Annotated in this window: 17 protein-coding genes; 14 read left to right on the top strand and 3 right to left on the bottom strand. The window is 71.1% G+C overall.

What is annotated here, in order from left to right; translation table 11 throughout:
- From ACIRR9_RS02645 to ACIRR9_RS02660, 4 genes are read left to right on the top strand one after another with little or no spacing between them, the layout of a single operon-like run.
- Entirely contained in the window at positions 1–924 is a 924-nt protein-coding gene (locus tag ACIRR9_RS02645) for an ABC transporter permease (protein ID WP_403746835.1), read from the top strand.
- Positions 917–1,897 carry an ABC transporter permease gene (locus ACIRR9_RS02650; RefSeq protein ID WP_403746837.1) on the top strand — a complete coding sequence of 327 codons (981 nt, stop codon included), beginning with the start codon at positions 917–919 and terminating at the stop codon, positions 1,895–1,897. The genes ACIRR9_RS02645 and ACIRR9_RS02650 overlap by 8 nt, the downstream gene beginning before the upstream one ends.
- An 8-nt stretch (positions 1,898–1,905) precedes the next feature.
- Positions 1,906–2,880, top strand: coding sequence for an ABC transporter ATP-binding protein (locus tag ACIRR9_RS02655; RefSeq protein ID WP_403746839.1), 975 nt, complete (start codon positions 1,906–1,908; stop codon positions 2,878–2,880).
- Positions 2,873–3,976: an ABC transporter ATP-binding protein gene (locus tag ACIRR9_RS02660; RefSeq protein WP_403746841.1), complete on the top strand. Its 1,104-nt coding sequence runs from the start codon at positions 2,873–2,875 to the stop codon at positions 3,974–3,976. Before ACIRR9_RS02655 ends, ACIRR9_RS02660 begins: the two co-directional genes overlap by 8 nt.
- Before the next feature lie 152 nt (positions 3,977–4,128).
- On the opposite strand, the gene ACIRR9_RS02665 is transcribed toward ACIRR9_RS02660, so the two are convergent.
- A complete protein-coding gene (locus ACIRR9_RS02665; protein ID WP_403746843.1) occupies positions 4,129–6,249 on the bottom strand; it encodes a prolyl oligopeptidase family serine peptidase in 2,121 nt (706 codons plus the stop codon).
- Positions 6,250–6,439: 190 nt separating this feature from the next.
- Between ACIRR9_RS02665 and ACIRR9_RS02670 the strand changes: the two genes are divergently transcribed.
- The 8 genes from ACIRR9_RS02670 (at position 6,440) to ACIRR9_RS02705 (ending at position 14,090) form a co-directional block, all read left to right on the top strand.
- Complete coding sequence (locus ACIRR9_RS02670; RefSeq protein ID WP_258783264.1) at positions 6,440–6,634, top strand: hypothetical protein; 195 nt, start codon at positions 6,440–6,442, stop codon at positions 6,632–6,634.
- 62 nt (positions 6,635–6,696) lie between these two features.
- A complete protein-coding gene (mshB, locus tag ACIRR9_RS02675; RefSeq protein WP_403746845.1) occupies positions 6,697–7,563 on the top strand; it encodes an N-acetyl-1-D-myo-inositol-2-amino-2-deoxy-alpha-D-glucopyranoside deacetylase in 867 nt (288 codons plus the stop codon).
- Positions 7,560–7,976, top strand: a complete 417-nt coding sequence (locus ACIRR9_RS02680) for a DUF6113 family protein (RefSeq protein ID WP_403746847.1) — start codon at positions 7,560–7,562, stop codon at positions 7,974–7,976. The genes mshB and ACIRR9_RS02680 overlap by 4 nt, the downstream gene beginning before the upstream one ends.
- Before the next feature lie 156 nt (positions 7,977–8,132).
- Entirely contained in the window at positions 8,133–10,457 is a 2,325-nt protein-coding gene (locus ACIRR9_RS02685; RefSeq protein ID WP_403746848.1) for a hypothetical protein, read from the top strand.
- Between the two features lie 147 nt (positions 10,458–10,604).
- Complete coding sequence (locus ACIRR9_RS02690; RefSeq protein WP_403746850.1) at positions 10,605–11,537, top strand: ABC transporter ATP-binding protein; 933 nt, start codon at positions 10,605–10,607, stop codon at positions 11,535–11,537.
- The gene (locus ACIRR9_RS02695; protein WP_123974344.1) at positions 11,534–12,274 is read left to right on the top strand and encodes an ABC transporter permease; all 741 of its coding nucleotides are present in this window, start codon (positions 11,534–11,536) and stop codon (positions 12,272–12,274) included. Before ACIRR9_RS02690 ends, ACIRR9_RS02695 begins: the two co-directional genes overlap by 4 nt.
- Before the next feature lie 5 nt (positions 12,275–12,279).
- Entirely contained in the window at positions 12,280–13,479 is a 1,200-nt protein-coding gene (locus tag ACIRR9_RS02700) for a sensor histidine kinase (RefSeq protein WP_403747041.1), read from the top strand.
- Complete coding sequence (locus ACIRR9_RS02705) at positions 13,476–14,090, top strand: response regulator transcription factor (protein WP_123974343.1); 615 nt, start codon at positions 13,476–13,478, stop codon at positions 14,088–14,090. The genes ACIRR9_RS02700 and ACIRR9_RS02705 overlap by 4 nt, the downstream gene beginning before the upstream one ends.
- A 263-nt stretch (positions 14,091–14,353) precedes the next feature.
- Here the strand turns inward: ACIRR9_RS02705 and ACIRR9_RS02710 are convergent, their stop codons facing one another.
- Complete coding sequence (locus ACIRR9_RS02710; RefSeq protein ID WP_403746852.1) at positions 14,354–15,211, bottom strand: transglutaminase-like domain-containing protein; 858 nt, start codon at positions 15,209–15,211, stop codon at positions 14,354–14,356.
- A 44-nt stretch (positions 15,212–15,255) separates the two neighbouring features.
- On the bottom strand, positions 15,256–16,287 hold the full coding sequence (locus tag ACIRR9_RS02715) for a GNAT family N-acetyltransferase (protein ID WP_403746855.1): 1,032 nt from the start codon (positions 16,285–16,287) through the stop codon (positions 15,256–15,258).
- 140 nt (positions 16,288–16,427) lie between these two features.
- Between ACIRR9_RS02715 and fdxA the strand changes: the two genes are divergently transcribed.
- Complete coding sequence (gene fdxA, locus ACIRR9_RS02720; RefSeq protein ID WP_046730523.1) at positions 16,428–16,754, top strand: ferredoxin; 327 nt, start codon at positions 16,428–16,430, stop codon at positions 16,752–16,754.
- Positions 16,755–16,902: 148 nt separating this feature from the next.
- A complete protein-coding gene (locus ACIRR9_RS02725; RefSeq protein WP_403746857.1) occupies positions 16,903–17,997 on the top strand; it encodes a bifunctional succinyldiaminopimelate transaminase/glutamate-prephenate aminotransferase in 1,095 nt (364 codons plus the stop codon).
- Positions 17,998–18,113: the final 116 nt, after the last annotated feature.

An 18,113-nucleotide genomic window follows, 5' to 3' on the forward strand; every position in this document is an offset into this window, starting at 1 on the left:
ATGGGACGCTATGTCGTCCGGCGGCTGCTCCAGATGATCCCGGTCTTCGTCGGGGCCACGCTGCTGATCTTCCTGATGGTCAATGTGATGGGCGATCCGATCGCCGGACTGTGCGGCGAGCGGGCCTGCGATCCCGCGACCGCCGCCCAGTTGAAGAAGGAGTTCGGACTCGACAAGCCGGTGTGGCAGCAATACCTCACCTATATGGGGAACGTCTTCACCGGTGACTTCGGTACGGCGTTCAACGGGCAGCCGGTCACCGAGCTGATGTCCACCGCGTTCCCCGTCACCATCCGGCTGACGATCGTGGCGATCTTCTTCGAGATCGTCATCGGCATCACACTCGGCGTCCTGACCGGTCTGCGCCGCGGGCGGCCCGTCGACACCGGGGTACTGCTGGCCACCCTGGTGGTCATCTCCGTACCGACCTTCGTCACCGGCCTGCTGCTCCAGCTGTTGCTCGGCGTGCAATGGGGCTGGATCAAACCGTCCGTCTCCCCGGACGCCACCTTCGGCGAGCTGATCGTGCCGGGACTGGTCCTCGCCTCCGTCTCCCTCGCCTATGTCACCCGGCTGACCCGTACCTCCATCGCGGAGAACAGACGGAGCGACTACGTCCGTACGGCGGTCGCCAAGGGCCTGCCCCGGCACCGGGTCATCACCCGGCACCTGCTGCGCAACTCCCTCATCCCTGTCGTCACCTTCATCGGCACCGACATCGGCGCGCTGATGGGCGGTGCCATCGTCACCGAGCGGATCTTCAACATCCACGGCGTCGGCTACCAGCTCTACCAGGGGATCCTGCGTCAGAACACCCAGACGGTGGTGGGTTTCGTGACCGTCCTCGTCCTTGTCTTCCTCGTCGCCAACCTCCTGGTCGACCTTCTCTACGCCGTACTCGACCCGAGGATCCGCTATGCCTGAGCAGCCGTTCGAGCCCGGCCGGGCGATCGCGGGAACCGGAGCGGGCGGGGCGATGGACCTCGCGACGACCGAGGCCGAGACGCTGGAGAGGACACCCGGGGGACCGCTCGGCACCGGCCCGGCGGCCAAGCCGCGCTCGCTCTGGTCCGACGCCTGGCGGGACCTGCGGCGCAACCCCGTCTTCATCATCTCCGCGCTCGTCATCCTCTTCCTGGTCGTCATCTCCCTGTGGCCCTCGCTCATCGCCTCCGGCAGCCCCCTCAAGTGCGACCTCTCCAAGGCCCAGGAGGGCTCCCAGCCGGGCGCTCCCTTCGGGTACGACGGACAGGGCTGCAACGTCTACACACGGACCGTCTACGGGGCCCGTACGTCCGTCACGGTGGGCGTCTGCGCCACGCTCGGGGTCGCGCTGTTCGGGTCGGTGCTCGGCGGGCTCGCCGGGTTCTTCGGCGGGGGCTGGGACGCGCTCCTGTCCCGGATCACCGACATCTTCTTCGCGATCCCGGTCGTCCTCGGCGGTCTCGTCCTCCTCTCCGTGGTGACCAGTAATACGGTCTGGCCGGTCATCGGGTTCATGGTGCTGCTCGGCTGGCCGCAGATCTGCCGGATCGCCCGCGGCTCGGTGATCACCGCCAAGCAGAACGACTACGTCCAGGCCGCCCGCGCCCTCGGCGCCTCCAACTCCCGGATCCTGCTGCGGCACATCGCGCCCAACGCCGTCGCCCCGGTGATCGTCGTGGCGACCATCGCGCTCGGCACCTACATCGCGCTGGAGGCGACCCTGTCGTACCTCGGCGTCGGTCTGAAGCCGCCCAGCGTCTCCTGGGGCATCGACATCTCCGCCGCCTCGCCCTACATCCGCAACGCCCCGCACGCGCTGCTGTGGCCCTCCGGCGCCCTCGCCCTCACCGTCCTGGCCTTCATCATGCTCGGCGACGCGGTGCGCGACGCCCTCGACCCGAAGCTGAGGTGAGCGCCGCCGTGCTGCTCGAAGTGCGCGATCTGCACGTGGAGTTCCGGACCCGGGACGGGGTCGCCCACGCCGTCAACGGGGTCTCCTACGCCGTGGACGCGGGGGAGACGCTGGCCGTGCTGGGGGAGTCGGGGTCCGGCAAGTCGGTGACCGCCCAGGCCGTGATGGGGATCCTCGACATGCCACCGGGGCGGATCGGCGGGGGCGAGATCCTCTTCCAGGGGCGGGATCTGCTGAAACTGAAAGAAGAGGAGAGGCGGAAGATCCGGGGCGCCGGGATGGCGATGATCTTCCAGGACGCGCTGTCGGCGCTGAACCCGGTACTGAGCGTGGGCGACCAGCTCGGCGAGATGTTCGTCGTGCACCGGGGGATGTCCAGGAAGGACGCGCGGACCAGGGCCGTCGAGCTGATGGACCGGGTGCGGATCCCGGGCGCCGCCCAGCGGGTGCGGGACTATCCCCACCAGTTCTCCGGGGGCATGCGCCAGCGCATCATGATCGCCATGGCGCTGGCCCTGGAACCGGCGCTCATCATCGCCGACGAGCCGACGACGGCGCTGGACGTGACCGTCCAGGCCCAGGTCATGGATCTGCTCGCCGAGTTGCAGCGCGAGTACCACATGGGGCTGATCCTGATCACCCACGACCTGGGTGTGGTCGCGGACGTCGCCGACCGGATCGCCGTCATGTACGCGGGGCGGATCGTCGAGTCGGCGCCCGTGCACGACATCTACAAGGCGCCGGCGCACCCGTACACCCGCGGACTGCTCGACTCCATCCCGCGCCTGGACCAGAAGGGCCAGGAGCTCTACGCCATCAAGGGGCTGCCGCCCAACCTGATGGACATCCCTCCCGGGTGCGCCTTCAACCCGCGCTGCCCCATGGCCCAGGACGTGTGCCGCACCGACGAACCACCGCTGTACGAGGTGGACCCGCACCGGGGCAGCGCCTGTCACTTCTGGAGGGAGTGCCTCAATGGTTGACGAGGTGGTTGAGCGGCGGCCTGTTGAGCGGCGGCCTGTTGAGCCGATCCTGGAAGTGAGTGGACTGGTCAAGTACTACCCGTTGACCCAGGGCATCTTGATCAAGAAGCAGATCGGTGCGGTCAAGGCTGTTGACGGTGTTGATTTCGTCCTCAACAAAGGAGAGACCCTCGGCATCGTCGGGGAGTCCGGCTGCGGCAAGTCGACGGTCGCCAAGATGCTGGTCAATCTTGAGCGGCCGACTGCCGGGTCCATCAAGTACAAGGGTGAGGACATCACCAGGCTGAGCGGACGTGCGCTGAAAACGGTCCGCCGCAACATCCAGATGGTCTTCCAGGACCCGTACACCTCCCTCAACCCCCGGATGACCGTGGGCGACATCATCGGGGAGCCCTACGAGATCCACCCCGAGGCGGCTCCCAAGGGCGACCGGCGCAGACGGGTCCAGGAACTGCTCGACGTCGTCGGCCTCAACCCCGAGTACATCAACCGCTATCCGCACCAGTTCTCCGGAGGCCAGCGGCAGCGCATCGGCATCGCGCGCGGGCTGGCGCTGCGGCCGGAGGTGATCGTCGCCGACGAACCGGTCTCCGCCCTGGACGTGTCCGTCCAGGCCCAGGTGATCAACCTGCTCGACCGGCTCCAGAACGACTTCGACCTGTCGTACGTCTTCATCGCCCACGACCTGTCGATCGTGCGGCACATCTCGGACCGGGTCGGGGTGATGTACCTCGGGCGGATCGTGGAGATCGGCAGGGACGAGGAGATCTACGACCACCCGACCCACCCCTACACCCAGGCGCTGCTCTCCGCGGTGCCGGTGCCGGACCCGGAGGCACGGGAACACCGGGAGCGGATCATCCTGAGCGGGGACGTTCCGTCGCCGACGGACATCCCGTCCGGGTGCCGGTTCCGCACCCGGTGCTGGAAGGCGCAGGAGCGGTGCGCCGTGGAGGTGCCGTTGCTCGCGGTGCCCGCCGCGTTCCGGCTCACGTCGGGGCCGGCGGCGCACGACTCGGCGTGCCATTTCGCGGAGGAGAAGCAGGTGGTCCCGCCGGAGGAGTCGCAGGACGATCTTGGTGACGGGGGTGTATAGCGGGACGAACCGGGGTCAATCGCGTTAACACGCAGGCAACTTGGCCGACCCGGTCCCGATATACGGACGCGACAGTCTTAACAGCGTACGGCCGTGCGGGTGCCGTAAACGGGCCGGAGCGCGCCATGTCGCTCCGGCCCGTTGCCGTGCCCCTACCCGAGCCCCAGTGACCTCTTCAAGAAGTCCAGTTGGAGCAGGAGCAGGTTCTCCGCCACCTGTTCCTGCGGGGTCATGTGGGTCACGCCCGACAGGGGCAGCACCTCGTGCGGGCGGCCCGCCGCCAGCAGGGCCGAGGACAGGCGCAGGGAGTGGGCGACCACGACGTTGTCGTCCGCCAGGCCGTGGATGACCATCATCGGGCGGTGCGGTTCGGCCGCCTCGGTCAGGCCCTCGTCGTCGATCACCGAGTTGCGGCGGTAGACCTCCGGCTGTTCGGCCGGGTCGCCGAGGTAGCGCTCCTGGTAGTGGGTGTCGTACAGGCGCAGGTCGGTCACCGGGGCGCCGACCACCGCCGCGTGGAAGACGTCCGGGCGGCGCAGGGCCGCGAGCGCGGCGAGGTAGCCGCCGAAGGACCAGCCGCGGATCGCCACCTTGGTCAGGTCCAGGGGGAAGTCGGCGGCGAGTGCCTGGAGCGCGTCGACCTGGTCCTGGAGGACGGTCGCCGCGACCTCGTCCTTGATGGACTTCTCCCAGGCGGGGGAGCGGCCCGGGGTGCCCCGGCCGTCCGCGACGATCACCGCGAAGCCCTGGTCGGCGAACCACTGCGAGGTGAGGTGGGCGTTGTGCGCGGCGACCACCCGCTGTCCGTGCGGACCCCCGTAGGGGTCGAGCAAAACCGGAAGGGGAGTGTCCCCGTGGTAGTCCCGTGGCATAAGCACGGCGCACGGAATTCGACGTGCGCCCCCCTCGGTGAGTGTCACGCGCAGGGACAAACCGGGGTCTTCGGCGTACGACGTGACAGTCGCCAGATGTTTTGCGTCGCGCAGTACCTGGACACGGGCGCCCGGGCTGTCCAGGGTGGCGGACACCAATACGGTCACGCCCCCGGCGCGTACCGCCGTGTGCACACCGGGCTCCTGCGACACGCGCTCCACACCGAGTTCGTTGACCCGGTAGACGTGCACCTCGCCGATCTCCGGGGACTCGGCCTCCTCGCCGGCGGACGCGGAAACCAGCACGTCGTCGGCGGTCACGTCGAGCACCGCACGGATGTGCAACTGGGCTCCGGTGAGCGGCCGTTCACCCACCGCGAGCACCCGCGAGCCGCCCTCGTCGGCGATCCGCACCAGCTGTCCCGAGGGGCTCCAGCAGGGCACCCCGCCGAACAGTTCAAGCCATTTTGGATCTTCGTCCGCGTGCACCATCCGGGTCGCCCCCGACCCCGGGTCCACGGCGAGGAACAGCTGGCTGCGCTGGTCGCGCGCCTGTACGAGCACCAGCGGTGCACCCGCCTCTGACCAGTGCACATGCGCCACGTACGGATAGCGTGCCCGGTCCCAGGAGACCTCCGTGCGCTCCCCGTCGAGGTCGCACACGAACAGGCGTACATCCGCGTTGGCGGTGCCCGCCGCGGGGTACGCGACATGATGTGGCTCACGCTCCGGGTGGGCGGGGTCCGCGATCCACCACCGCTGCACCGGCGTGTCGTCCACGCGCGCGACCAGCAGCCGGTCCGACCCGGGCGACCACCAGAAGCCCCGCGAACGCCCCATCTCCTCGGCCGCGATGAACTCGGCCAATCCATAGGTGACCTGTTCCGACTCCGGCTCCGCCAGTGCCCGGTCGCCCTCGTTCTCGGTGCCCACGACCCGCAGGGCGCCCTCCGCGACGTACGCGACATGGCGGCCGTCGGGGGAGGGGCGGGGGTCGATCACCGGCCCGGGTACCGTGAGTTCGCGCGCCGTGCCGGCCCTGAGCTCGGCCGTGAAAAGCCGTCCTGACAAGGCGAAAGACGCCAGTTCCAGGGTCGCGTCGGTGGCGTAGCCGACGATGCCGGCACCACCCTCACGGCTGCGTTCGCGACGGGCCCGCTCCTGGGGCGAGAGGTGCTCATCGGCACCGCCGAGCAGGGTTCGCGGGTCCGCCGCGAGGCGCTCCTCACCGCTCGATACATCCAGCACCCACAGGGAGTTGGCCCGGTCCGTGCCGGAACCGGAGCGCAGAAACGCCACGCGGGAGCCGTCAGGGGCCACGGTGAACGCGCGCGGCGCGCCGAGCGTGAAACGCTGGGTGCGGGCGTGCCGGCGGGGGAATGAGACAGCCTCGGTCTTCATGCCCTGACCATATTGGCCATGCGCCCCCTTGTGCGGCCGTGCGCCGAGCGATGCGCGAGCACGCATAGTTATGATCACTACCGCTGGGTGGGTATGAACCTGCTGGCTTCCGCGAGGAATTGCTGTACCGATCTACAACCCCCATAGTCCGAACCCCCCGCGTCCCTGGGATCTTTGGAGGTGAGCCGCCGTGGCACTCTCGATTTCGGCGGTGGTGCTGCTGGCGATCATCGTCTTCTTGTTGATCAAGAAGTCGGGTCTGAAGGGCGGTCATGCGGTCATCTGCATGCTGCTCGGTTTCTATCTCGCCTCCTCGACGGTCGCACCGACGATCAGCGACCTGACGACCAACGTGGCCAGCATGATCGGCAGCATCAAGTTCTGACCCCGTCCGGAGCGGCCCCGGGCCTGCGTGGCACTGTCGGTGTCGTTTCGTAGGGTGGGGCCATGACGGAAGTCCCTGACCGGCGTCTGCTGCTCGTGCACGCGCACCCGGACGACGAGTCGATCAACAACGGCGTCACCATGGCCCGCTATGCGGACCAGGGCGCCCATGTGGTGCTGGTCACCTGCACCCTCGGCGAGGGCGGCGAGGTCATCCCGCCCGAGCTGCGGCATCTGACCGGACCCGCGCTGGGCGAGTACCGGCTGGGCGAGCTCACCGCCGCCATGCGCGAGCTCGGTGTGGCCGACTTCCGGCTGCTCGGCGGCCCCGGCCGCTACCGCGACTCCGGAATGATGGGCCTGCCCGAGAACGACACCCCCGACTGCTTCTGGCAGGCCGACGTCGACGAGGCCGCCCGGCATCTGGTCGAGGTCATCCTGGAGACCCGTCCCCAGGTCCTCGTCACCTACGACGACAACGGCGGGTACGGCCACCCGGACCACATCCAGGCCCACCGCGTCGCCATGCGCGCCGTCGAACTGGCCGCCGAGGCCGGTCACCGCATCCCCAAGGTCTACTGGAACCGCGTCCCGCGCGCGGTCGCCGAGGCCGCCTTCGCCCGGCTCCAGGACGACCTGCCGGGGCTGCCCTTCGACAAGTCCGCCGCCGTCGACGACGTGCCGGGCGTGGTCGAGGACCGCCAGGTCACCACCGAGATCGACGGCACCGCGTACACCGCTGCGAAGACCGCGGCGATGGCCGCCCATGCCACCCAGATCGAGGTGGCACCCGGCACGGTGCCCTACTTCGTGTTGAGCAACGAGCTGGCGCAGCCCGTATTCATCACCGAGTACTACGAGTTGGTGGGCGGCGAGCAGGGTGCGCCGCGTGAGACCGATCTCTTCGCAGGCCTCGGGGAGGCTTCATGAGTTCCGCCGGACGTGGCTCGATGCTCGCGCAACCGTTGCAACCGCCCTCCGCGGGGCGGATCGTCGCCCTGTTCGGGCTGATCGTGCTCGGCGCCGTGGTCGGGGCCGCCGGGTCCCTCGTCCAGGCCGGCTGGTTCCCGGGCGGGCTGCTGCTCGCCCTGGCCGGTGCCGCCGGGCTCTTCCTCGGCGGGGCGCGGGCCACGCGCAGCCGGGGCGGAGCGGTCGCACCCGCCTTCGGCTGGGTCGTCGCCGTCCTCTTCCTCACCACCAGCCGGCCGGAAGGCGACTTCCTCTTCGGTGCGGGAGTCGGCTCCTACCTCTTCCTGCTCGGCGGCATGGCGCTGGCTGTGATCTGCGCCACAGTAGGTTTGGGGCGGCAACCGGAAGCTGACGGCGTCCGACTTGGCAAGTGACGTACCACTTCGCCGTGGGGCGCACGTGCGAGTCCGGTGTGGGTTTCCCCAGCGGTCATGGGATAAGCGCCAGATGTGGCCAGTATGGTGGTGCGCGCCGCCGAGCCGCCCGAGCAAGGTCGTAACGGGCGGTGGAGCCAACCGGGAGAACCTGCCTTGAGTCGTGAAACTGACACTCCGTCCTCCGGGCCCAACGGGCGCGGAGGAGCCGCATACCCCTCGGGCACGCCGCCGTACGGGACCCCCATGGCTTCCGAGAACGGCGCGGGCACCGGCCGTTCGGCCGCCCAGCCGGAGGAACGCAAGACCGAGACCACGCTGACGACCCGGATCCGGATCAACATCCCCGGATCGCGGCCGATTCCGCCCGTGGTCGTCCGTACCCCCGTCACGGACGCCGACAGCGCCGTGAGCGAGGAGACGGGCACGCACGCGCTGCCGACGGGCGCCGCCACGCCGGCCGGCAATGCCGAGCCGCCCGCCGCCGAACCGGCGCCCGCGCCCACCACCGACTGGTTCGCGCCGCGCAAGTCCGGCCCGGCCAAGAGCGGTCAGCGCGGCGGCGCCACCAACGGGGCCGGAACGCCCGGCGGTTCGCCCGCGGCGCCGACCGGTCCGGCTGGTCCGGCTGGTCCGGCCGCGCAGGGCACCCCGGGAGCCCCGCGTCCCAATGGCGGCCGCCCCGGTGGTGTCGTCGGCTCCGTCAGCGTGCCCGGCACGTCCCGGCCCGGCTCGACCAACGGCGCGGGTCTGCCCGCGGGCGCGACCGGCGGCCCGGTGGCCCCCGGCCACGGCGGCGGCACCGGCTCCTTCGACGTCACCGAGGCGCTCGCCGCGGGCCCGCTCGGCGGCTCCCGGGGCGGCGCGAAGAGCGGCGGCGAGTCCCGCCGCGACGACCTGCCGTACTTCACCGAGAACGGCGGCCGGAACGGCGCCCAGACCGGCTCCGGTGCGCCCGGTGGCGGCCCGGCCGGTCCCGGCGGCCCCAGTGGTTTCAACGGTCCCGGCCGGCCCGGTGGCCCCGGCGGCCCGCAGGGCCCGGCGGGCCCCACCGGCGGCCCGGTCACCGGCGACGGCCCGTTCGTCCCGCCGGTCAGCGGCGGTGAGCCCTTCGGCGCGCCGGGCGCTCCCGGCGCCGAGTCCTTCAACGGCGGCGCGCCGTTCGGAGCACCGCGCGGTCCCGCGGGTCCCGGGGCGGGCCCGGGCGCCCCCGCCCGCCGTACCCCCCAGGCCGGACCCGGCGCGCGCCCGGCGGGCGCCGGACTCGGCCCCGGCGGCGGCCTGAGCGACGACACCGCGATCCTCACCCCGCAGAAGCCGGCCCCCGAACCCGGCATGCCCGGCTACGGCTCCCCGGCGGACAACGTCTCCGGCCACACCGTCACCAGCGGCATCCCGGTCGTGCCGCCCGGCCTGAACTCCCCGTTCGCACCCGGTGCGCCCACCGACGGGCCGCTGCCGCACACGCCCCCGAAGCTGCCCGAGCCGGTCTCGCCGCCCTCGGCCGACTCCAAGAGCAAGGGCAAGGCCCAGGCCAAGAAGAAGCGCAGCAAGCTGCCGCTGCTCGGCGGTGTCGTGGTCGTCGCCGGCCTCGGCGTCTACGGCGCCGGGCTCCTCATGAACCACTCCGACGTCCCCAAGGGCACCACCGTGCTCGGCGTCGACATCGGCGGCGGCACCCGCGACGACGCCGTCAAGAAGCTCGACGACGCGTTCGGCAGCCGGGTGAACAAGCCGCTGAAGCTGTCGGTCGACGGCAAGACGGTCTCGCTGCCGCCGGACCAGGCGGGTCTGCAGTTCGACATCCAGTCGACGGTCGATGCGGCCGCGAAGAGCGACTACAACCCGGTCTCCGTGATCGGCTCCCTGTTCGGCCAGAAGCGGGTCGTCGACCCCGCCATGCCGACCGACGAGGAGAAGCTCCAGGCCGCCCTCAAGGACCTCGGCGGCAGCTCCGGCTCGGTCACCGACGGCACGATCAAGTTCACCTCCGGCAAGGCCGTCGCCGTCTACGGCAAGGCGGGCAAGGGCATCGACCCGTCCGGCTCGGTGACGGCCGTCGAGCAGGCGTACAAGACGATGGTGGAAACGGGCGCCGCCTCCGCGGTCACCGTCCCCACGACCACCCGGCAGCCGACGGTCTCCAACGCGGAGGTCGACCGCGAGATGAAGGCGTTCGCGGAGCCGGCGATGTCTGCCAAGGTCTTCGTGCAGACGGACGCGGCGCACCGCATCCCGTTCGGCGCCCTGTCACTGCCGAAGATCCTCGGATTCAAGGCCATCGACGGCAAGCTCGTGGAGACGTACAACCTGGAAGCCCTCAAGGCGGCGTACGGCAGCACCTTCGACGGCGTCCAGATCACGACCGCGACCGGCAAGCGCGCCGTCCTCCCGCAGGACGTGGTCGCCGCGCTGCGCAAGGCGCTCGTGGGCAAGACGACGGCACAGCGCATCGGGGTCATCGAGACGAACCCCAGCTAGCCGAAGCCGAACACCACGAGAGGGGGCGCCCGGTACTCACCGGGCGCCCCCTCTCGTCCTGTCACGCTCCGCCCATGACATCTGTCATGCGGCTCTCCGGACGGTCGGCACTGCCCCCGGACAGGGGGCCGCCGCCAGCATGGAGACATGACAACGACAGCGGCGACGACGGCCACCGGTACCCCGGTCGTCGGGTTCGACCAAGTGAGCAAGACCTACGGGAGTGTGCGGGCCGTCGACGGGCTCTCGCTGCGGCTGCACCCGGGGGAGACCGTGGCCCTGCTCGGGCCCAACGGCGCCGGCAAGTCGACCACGCTCGACCTGCTGCTCGGCCTCAAGCAGGCCGACACCGGCACGGTCGGCGTCTTCGGCATGAGCCCGCGCGAGGCCATCGTCGCCGGACGGGTCGGCGCGATGCTGCAGAGCGGCGGCCTGATGGACGAGGTCACCGTCCGCGAACTGGTCAAGCTGGCCTGCGATCTGCACCCCAGGGCGTACAAGGTCGCCGATGTCCTGGCCCGCGCGGGGATCTCGCAGATCGCCGACCGCAAGGTCAACAAGCTCTCCGGCGGCCAGGCCCAGCGCGTCCGCTTCGCCCTCGCCACCGCCGGCGACAGCGACCTGATCGTCCTGGACGAGCCGACCACCGGCATGGACGTCTCCGCCCGCCAGGCCTTCTGGGCCACCATGCGCGAACAGGCCGACCAGGGGCGTACGGTCCTGTTCGCCACCCACTACCTGGAAGAGGCCGACGCCATCGCCGACCGGGTGCTGGTGCTGCACCGGGGACGGCTGCTCGCCGACGGCACCGCCGCCGAGATCAAGGCCAAGGCGGGAGCGCGCAGGATCGCCTTCGACCTGGAGGGCGAGATCGACGAGGCCCCGCTGCGGGCGCTGCCCTTCCTCACCGGCATAGACGTCTCCGGCCAGACCGTCCGCATCCAGTCGTCCGACGCCGACGCCACCGTCCACGCGCTCTACGGCCTCGGTGTCTACCCCCGCAACCTCGAAGTCGCCGGGCTCGGTCTGGAGCAGGCGTTCGTCGCCATCACGGAGGCCGAGGAGGCCAAGCAGTCATGAACGCCCTGATCAAGCTGGAGCTCGCCCGCGCCCTGCGCAACCGCAAGTTCCTGTTCTTCTCCGTGATCTACCCGTCGCTGATCTTCCTGCTGGTCGCCAGCCAGGGCGGCAGCAACGCCACCGTCGACAAGACCGGCCTCTCCGTCGCCGCCTACGTCATGGTCTCCATGGCCTCGTTCGGCGCCCTCACCGCCGTTCTGATGGGCAACAGCGAGCGCATCGCCAAGGAGCGCGAGAGCGGCTGGGTACGGCAGCTGCGGCTGACCACCCTCCCCGGGCGCGGCTACGTCCTCGCCAAGACCGCCAGCGCCGCCGTGGTGAGCCTGCCCTCCATCGTGGTCGTCTTCCTGGTCGCCGCCTCGGTCAAGCACGTACGACTGGAAGCCTGGCAGTGGTTCGCCCTCACCGGCGCGATCTGGGCCGGCAGCCTGGTCTTCGCCGCGCTCGGCGTCGCCATCGGGTATCTGGCGAGTGGCGACGCGGTCCGCCCGATCACGATGATCACCTACTTCGGCCTGTCGATCCTCGGCGGCCTGTGGTGGCCGTCCTCCTCCTTCCCGACCTGGCTCCAGGACATCGCGAAGTGGCTGCCCACGCACGCGTACGCTGCACTGGGGCGGGCCATCGAACAGAGCCAGGCCCCGAAAGCCCAGGACATCGCCATCCTCGTCGTCTTCTTCGCCCTCTTCGTCGGCGGCGCGGCCTGGCTGTACCGGAAGGACACGCTGAAGGCGTGAGCACGATGACGGAAGACCTGCGGCCCGACGAGGAAGCCCGGGCGGAGCGGCTGATGCGGATCGGCGCACCGCCCCGCAACCGCGGCGAGGCGATCCGCAAGCTGGTGTGGGTCCTGCCGTGGCTGGTCTTCCTGGCCTCCCCGGTGGGCGACCTGACCGCCGGCCACCACACCATGGGTGCCACGGTGGCCGGCTGGGCCGGTCTGGCGGCCTTCGTCGGGATCTACCTGACCATCGTCTTCCGCCAGATGGGACGGCCGTTCCGCGGCGGGGCCGTCACCGCCGTGGTCGCCGTGCAGTGGGTGCTCGCGGTCGTCCTGGCCTTCAGCCTCGGCAGCTCCTGGCTCGGCCTGTTCGTGTACGTCTCCGTGATGTGCGGGGTCACCTTCCCGCTCCGCGTCGCCTACTGGACGATCCCGGCCACCACCGCCGCCATGATGCTGGCGGGCTGGCACGCCCACAACCTGGACGAGGCCTGGGGCCTGTTCCTGGTGGTGCTCCTGGTCGGCTACTCCATGACGGGCATCCGGCAACTCGTCGCCACCACCATCGAGTTGCGCAAGGCCCGCGCCACGGTCGCCCAACTGGCCGCCAACGAGGAGCGGTTGCGCCTGGCCCGGGACCTGCACGACCTGCTCGGCCACTCCCTCTCCCTCATCACCCTGAAGAGCGAGCTGGCCGGCCGGATGCTCCCCGACCACCCCGACAAGGCGGCCCAGCAGGTCGCCGACATCGAACAGGTCAGCCGGCAGGCCCTGGTGGACGTCCGGGAGGCCGTCACCGGCTACCGGCGGCCCCGGCTCGCCGCCGAACTCGCGGGCGCCCAGGTCGCCCTGACCGCCGCCGCGGTCACCGCCGAGGTCCCGGCCGACCCCGACCTCGCCGACGTGTCCGAGGACGGCGAGGCGGCCCTCGCGTGGGCGTTGCGCGAGGCGATCACCAACGTCGTACGGCACAGCGGCGCGACCGCCTGCACGGTCGAACTGCTGCGCCGCCAGACCCTGGACGGCCGGGTCCTCGAACTCGCCGTCGAGGACAACGGCTCGGGCGGCTCCGGGAAGGGGCCCGGCAACGGCCTCACCGGTCTCACCGAGCGCCTGGAGAAGGCCGGCGGCACGCTGGAGGCGGGCCGCCTGAAGCGCGGTTTTCGTCTCGTCGCCCGAGTCCCGCTCCCCTCCGGCATGGCCGTAGGATCCGGTGCATGAGCAGCACGATCAAGGTCCTCCTCGCCGAGGACCAGTCGATGGTCCGCGAGGCGCTGGCGGCCCTGCTGGGACTTGAGGACGACATCGAGGTCGTGGCCCAAGTGGCGCGCGGCGACGAGGTGTTGCCGACGGCCCAGCAGCACGACATCGACGTCGCCCTGCTCGACATCGAGATGCCGGGCTGTACGGGCATCGAGGCGGCGGCCCAGCTCCACAAGGCGCTGCCGGCCGTCAAGCTGGTCGTCCTCACGACCTTCGGCCGCCCCGGTTATCTGCGCAGCGCGATGGAGGCGGGCGCCGACGCGTTCCTGGTCAAGGACGCCCCCGCCGCCCAACTCGCCGAAGCCGTCCGCAAGGTGCTCGCCGGCGAACGTGTCATCGACCCCACACTGGCCGCGGCAGCGCTGGCGGAGGGCGCCAACCCCCTGACCGACCGCGAACGAGAGGTCCTCCGCGCGGCGGCCGACGGCTCCACGAACGCGGAGCTGGCCGCGGCGCTGCACCTCTCCCAGGGAACGGTACGCAACTACCTCTCGACGGCGATCCAGAAACTGGCAGTCCGCAACAGAGCAGAAGCGGTCCGCATCGCCCGCGAGAAGGGCTGGCTGTAGCCGGCCGAGGGACTCGCCCGGATGGACACCGCCGGACAACGCCGTAGTGGCTGAGCACCGTCGCGGCGGATCAAAGAGACCGGCGGATCAAAGGGGCCGGCGGATCGACGGTGACCGCGGGGATGGCAGGTGAGGGGCGGCGCCTGATCGATGCCGACCGGCGCAGCCGACCAAGGGGCGCGGGGAACTGCGCGACCAGCCCCCACACACCCGCAGCCGCCCACGCACCGCCACCCCTATGGCGAACAGGACCATCCGTGGCGTCAGTTGAGGCGAGCCCGGGCTGCCCGTGCCTCGCCCCGTACCTTCTCCGCCGCTCCTTCGTCGACCACGTCGATCAACCCCGCGTACTCCTCCAACTCCTCGGCCCCGTCGACGAATTCACCCCGCTCCACCAGCAACCGCGCCCGCTCGTAACGCAACCGCGCCGGATGCGACGGCAGCAGCAGCGACAGGTCCACCGCCCACAGGCCGACGTCCGACCGCTCGGGGCGGGCCGCCGCCCACGCCCGCACGTTGTTGAGGATGCGGCGTACGACGTCCAAAGGGTCTGCCGGCTGCAGCATCGCCGGCTCCAGCGGCACCCCCGCCGCTCCCACCACCAGCAGCTCCGCGTCCGCCCCGCTCAGCACCCGCCCCCCGTCGAACGGATCGGCCAGCACCTGCTCCTCCGCCGTCCCGAAGCCGACCACGAAGTGCCCCGGCAGCGCGACGCCGTACACCGGAGCCCCCGCCCGCCGGGTGACCTCCAGCCACACCACGGACAGCAGGATCGGCAGCCCGCGCCGCCGCCGCAGCACCTCGTGCAGCAGCGAGGACTCCAGCCGCTGGTAGTCCGCGGCGGCGCCCTGGAAACCGAACCGTTCGCCCAGCACCCGGCGCGCCGCCGTGGCCCAGGCGAGCGGCCCGCCCGGCCGGTACGGCAGCTGCCCGGCCAGCCGGTCCAGTTCCATCTGCGCCGCGTCGATCCCGGCCTCGTCCAGTGAACCGTCGGCCGCCGCGCCCAGCAGCAGACACAGCGTCGCCAGATCGGGCCGCTCGGACCGCGCCTCCTCGGCGAACCGCCGCCGTACCTCGGCGGCCCGCTCCGGTGACGGCGGGTGTGGATGAGGGGAACCCATAGCTCTTTCGTGCCCTTCCGGAATGATCCGTACCGCCGAGAACCTCAGAAGCCGTCCGTTCCCGGCTCCCGTCCCGGCTCCCGGTAGTGGTGATACGCGTGGTGCGCCGCGAAGCCCAGCCGCCCGTACAGCGCCCGCGCCCCCTCGTTCTCCGCCTCCACCTGGAGCCAGGCCGCCGACGCACCCTCCGCCAGCGCCCGCCGGGCTAGCGCGGCCATGACCTCGGTGGCCAGCCCCCGTCGCCGTAGCCCCGGATCCACCTCGACGGCGGCGAACCCGGCCCACCGGCCGTCCACCACCAGCCGCCCGATGGCCGCGGGGGCATCCCCGGACCCGGAGGACTCGCCGGGAACGGTCGCGAACCACACCGACGGGCCGCCGCCCAGCACCCGCAGCGCCACCTCGCTCACGCCCTTGCGCTGGTACCGCGCCAGCCAGGCCTCGTCGGCCGTCCGGGAGAGCACCACACCGGCGCCCTCCGCCCGGTCCGCCACCGGCGCCAGCCCCCCGACCCACAGCTCGGCGCTCACCTCACGCACCCACCCCCGCCGCTCCAGCTCCGCGCAGAGCAGCTCCTGGGTCCCCTCGGCGCCGGTCGCGGTCTGCACGTACGTCGGCAGCCCCCGTTCGCCGTACCACCGCCGTACGGCGTCCAGCGCGGCGTCGAGCGGCAGCCCCGGGTCGCCGAGCGGCAGCACGCTGTTGGCCCGCCGGGTGAACCCTCCGGCGGCCCGCAGCTCCCACTCGCCGAGCCGCTCGCTCTCCACCGGCTGCCAGCCGCGTGCGGCGACACGCGCGAGTTCCTGATAATTCGCCGCCGGTCCCCGGCGGCGCGCCGGAGCGGTCGGCACCACCTTGCCCGCCACCAGCGCGGACTCCGGTATCCGGACGGTCTCCCCGTCCCGCCGTGTGATCGTCAGCACGCCGTCGTCGTCCCATGATGTGAGAACACCCACCGTGTCGGTGAACTTCTCCTCAGTGACGCCATTTCCGGTCAAACGTCGCACAGAGACCCGTTTGCCCACGTCATCAGCGGTGATACGGACCTCGAAGCGTCCCGCGGCAGAGATTTCCACTGGTCAGTTCACCCCTCCTGTTCGGATCATGCCCAAGAACGGAGATACTAGGGGCGGGCATCGACGACGCCGCGCTCCCGCGCGCCAGGCGGCGGAGCCTACGGAGGCCCGCCAGCGCCCATTCGAGGAGGAACGACAGCGTGACCTACGTCATCGCGCAGCCTTGTGTCGACGTGAAGGACAAGGCGTGCATCGAGGAGTGCCCGGTCGACTGCATCTACGAGGGCCAGCGGTCCTTGTACATCCACCCGGACGAATGCGTCGACTGTGGTGCCTGTGAGCCGGTCTGCCCGGTCGAGGCGATCTTCTACGAGGACGACACTCCCGAGGAGTGGAAGGACTACTACAAGGCCAACGTCGAGTTCTTCGACGACCTCGGCTCCCCCGGCGGCGCCAGCAAGCTGGGCCTGATCGAGCGCGACCACCCCTTCATCGCCGCGCTGCCGCCGCAGGCCGAGGCCGAGTAACCCGCACCGGCGGCCCGCCGCAACACCGTGCCGCCTCGGTCCCGTACGGCCTGATCACGTCCGATCGGCGCCGTACGGGGCCGAGGCGTTTGCCGTACCGGCCGTTGTCGGTCGTACCGGTCGTACCGAAGAAAGTGAGCAAGCAACCGTGTCCGCAGTCTCCGACCGTCTGCCCACCTTCCCCTGGGACAAGCTGGAACCGTACAAGAAGACGGCAGCGGCACACCCGGACGGCATCGTCGACCTCTCGGTCGGCACCCCGGTGGACCCGGTCCCCGACCTCATCCAGAAGGCCCTGATCGACGCGGCCGACTCGCCCGGCTACCCCACGGTCTGGGGCACCCCGGGGCTGCGCGACGCGATCACCGGCTGGGTCGAGCGCCGCCTCGGCGCCCGCGACGTCACCCACCGCCACGTCCTCCCGATCGTCGGCTCCAAGGAACTCGTCGCCTGGCTCCCCACCCAGCTGGGCCTCGGCCCCGGCGACAAGGTCGCCTACCCGCGCCTCGCGTACCCGACCTACGAGGTCGGCGCCCGTCTCGCCCGCGCCGACTACGAGGTCTACGGCGACCCGCGCGACCTGGACCCGGCGAACCTGAAGCTCCTCTGGCTGAACTCCCCGTCCAACCCGACCGGCAAGGTCCTCTCCCGGCAGGAACTCACGGAGATCGTCGCCTGGGCCCGCGCCCACGACGTCCTGGTCTTCTCCGACGAGTGCTACCTCGAACTGGGCTGGGAGGCCGACCCGGTCTCGGTCCTGCACCCGGACGTCAACGGCGGCTCGTACGACGGCATCGTGTCCGTCCACTCCCTCTCCAAGCGCTCCAACCTCGCGGGCTACCGCGCCGCCTTCCTGGCCGGCGACCCGGCGGTCCTGGGCCCGCTCCTGGAGATCCGCAAGCACGGCGGCATGATGACGTCTGCCCCGACCCAGGCGGCGGTGGTGGCGGCCCTCTCCGACGACACCCACGTCCAGGAGCAGCGGGAGCGCTACGCGTCCCGCCGCACGGCCCTGCGCGAGGCCCTCCTGTCCCACGGCTTCCGCATCGAACACAGCGAGGCGAGCCTCTACCTGTGGGCGACGCGGGACGAGTCCTGCTGGCAGACGGTCGCCCACCTGGCCGAGCGAGGCATCCTCGTGGCACCGGGCGACTTCTACGGCGAGGCGGGAGAGAACTTCGTACGGGTGGCGCTCACAGCGACGGACGAGCGCATTCGGGCAGCGGTGGCACGACTCGGCTGAAGCGCCCCGTAAGGGGCGCGGGGCTGTATCGATATGCGGCTCCGCCGCGTGGGCCAGCCCCCACCGGCCGGCAGCCGAAGCGCAGCGGAAAGGGACCCAGGGAAAACCCCGGGTCC

Source organism: Streptomyces sp. NPDC101234 (genome assembly GCF_044767525.1).
GTDB lineage: Bacteria > Actinomycetota > Actinomycetes > Streptomycetales > Streptomycetaceae > Streptomyces > Streptomyces sasae.

Bases quoted from the DNA above. Each gene is read 5' to 3' on its own strand.
- ACIRR9_RS02695 (WP_123974344.1), top strand. From the start codon at position 11,534: ATGAACGCCCTGATCAAGCTGGAGCTCGCCCGCGCCCTGCGCAACCGC.
- ACIRR9_RS02645 (WP_403746835.1), top strand. From the start codon at position 1: ATGGGACGCTATGTCGTCCGGCGGCTGCTCCAGATGATCCCGGTCTTC.
- ACIRR9_RS02690 (WP_403746850.1), top strand. From the start codon at position 10,605: ATGACAACGACAGCGGCGACGACGGCCACCGGTACCCCGGTCGTCGGG.
- ACIRR9_RS02660 (WP_403746841.1), top strand. From the start codon at position 2,873: ATGGTTGACGAGGTGGTTGAGCGGCGGCCTGTTGAGCGGCGGCCTGTT.
- ACIRR9_RS02680 (WP_403746847.1), top strand. From the start codon at position 7,560: ATGAGTTCCGCCGGACGTGGCTCGATGCTCGCGCAACCGTTGCAACCG.
- ACIRR9_RS02665 (WP_403746843.1), bottom strand. From the start codon at position 6,249: ATGAAGACCGAGGCTGTCTCATTCCCCCGCCGGCACGCCCGCACCCAG.
- ACIRR9_RS02710 (WP_403746852.1), bottom strand. From the start codon at position 15,211: ATGGGTTCCCCTCATCCACACCCGCCGTCACCGGAGCGGGCCGCCGAG.
- mshB (WP_403746845.1), top strand. From the start codon at position 6,697: ATGACGGAAGTCCCTGACCGGCGTCTGCTGCTCGTGCACGCGCACCCG.
- ACIRR9_RS02700 (WP_403747041.1), top strand. From the start codon at position 12,280: ATGACGGAAGACCTGCGGCCCGACGAGGAAGCCCGGGCGGAGCGGCTG.
- ACIRR9_RS02705 (WP_123974343.1), top strand. From the start codon at position 13,476: ATGAGCAGCACGATCAAGGTCCTCCTCGCCGAGGACCAGTCGATGGTC.
- ACIRR9_RS02650 (WP_403746837.1), top strand. From the start codon at position 917: ATGCCTGAGCAGCCGTTCGAGCCCGGCCGGGCGATCGCGGGAACCGGA.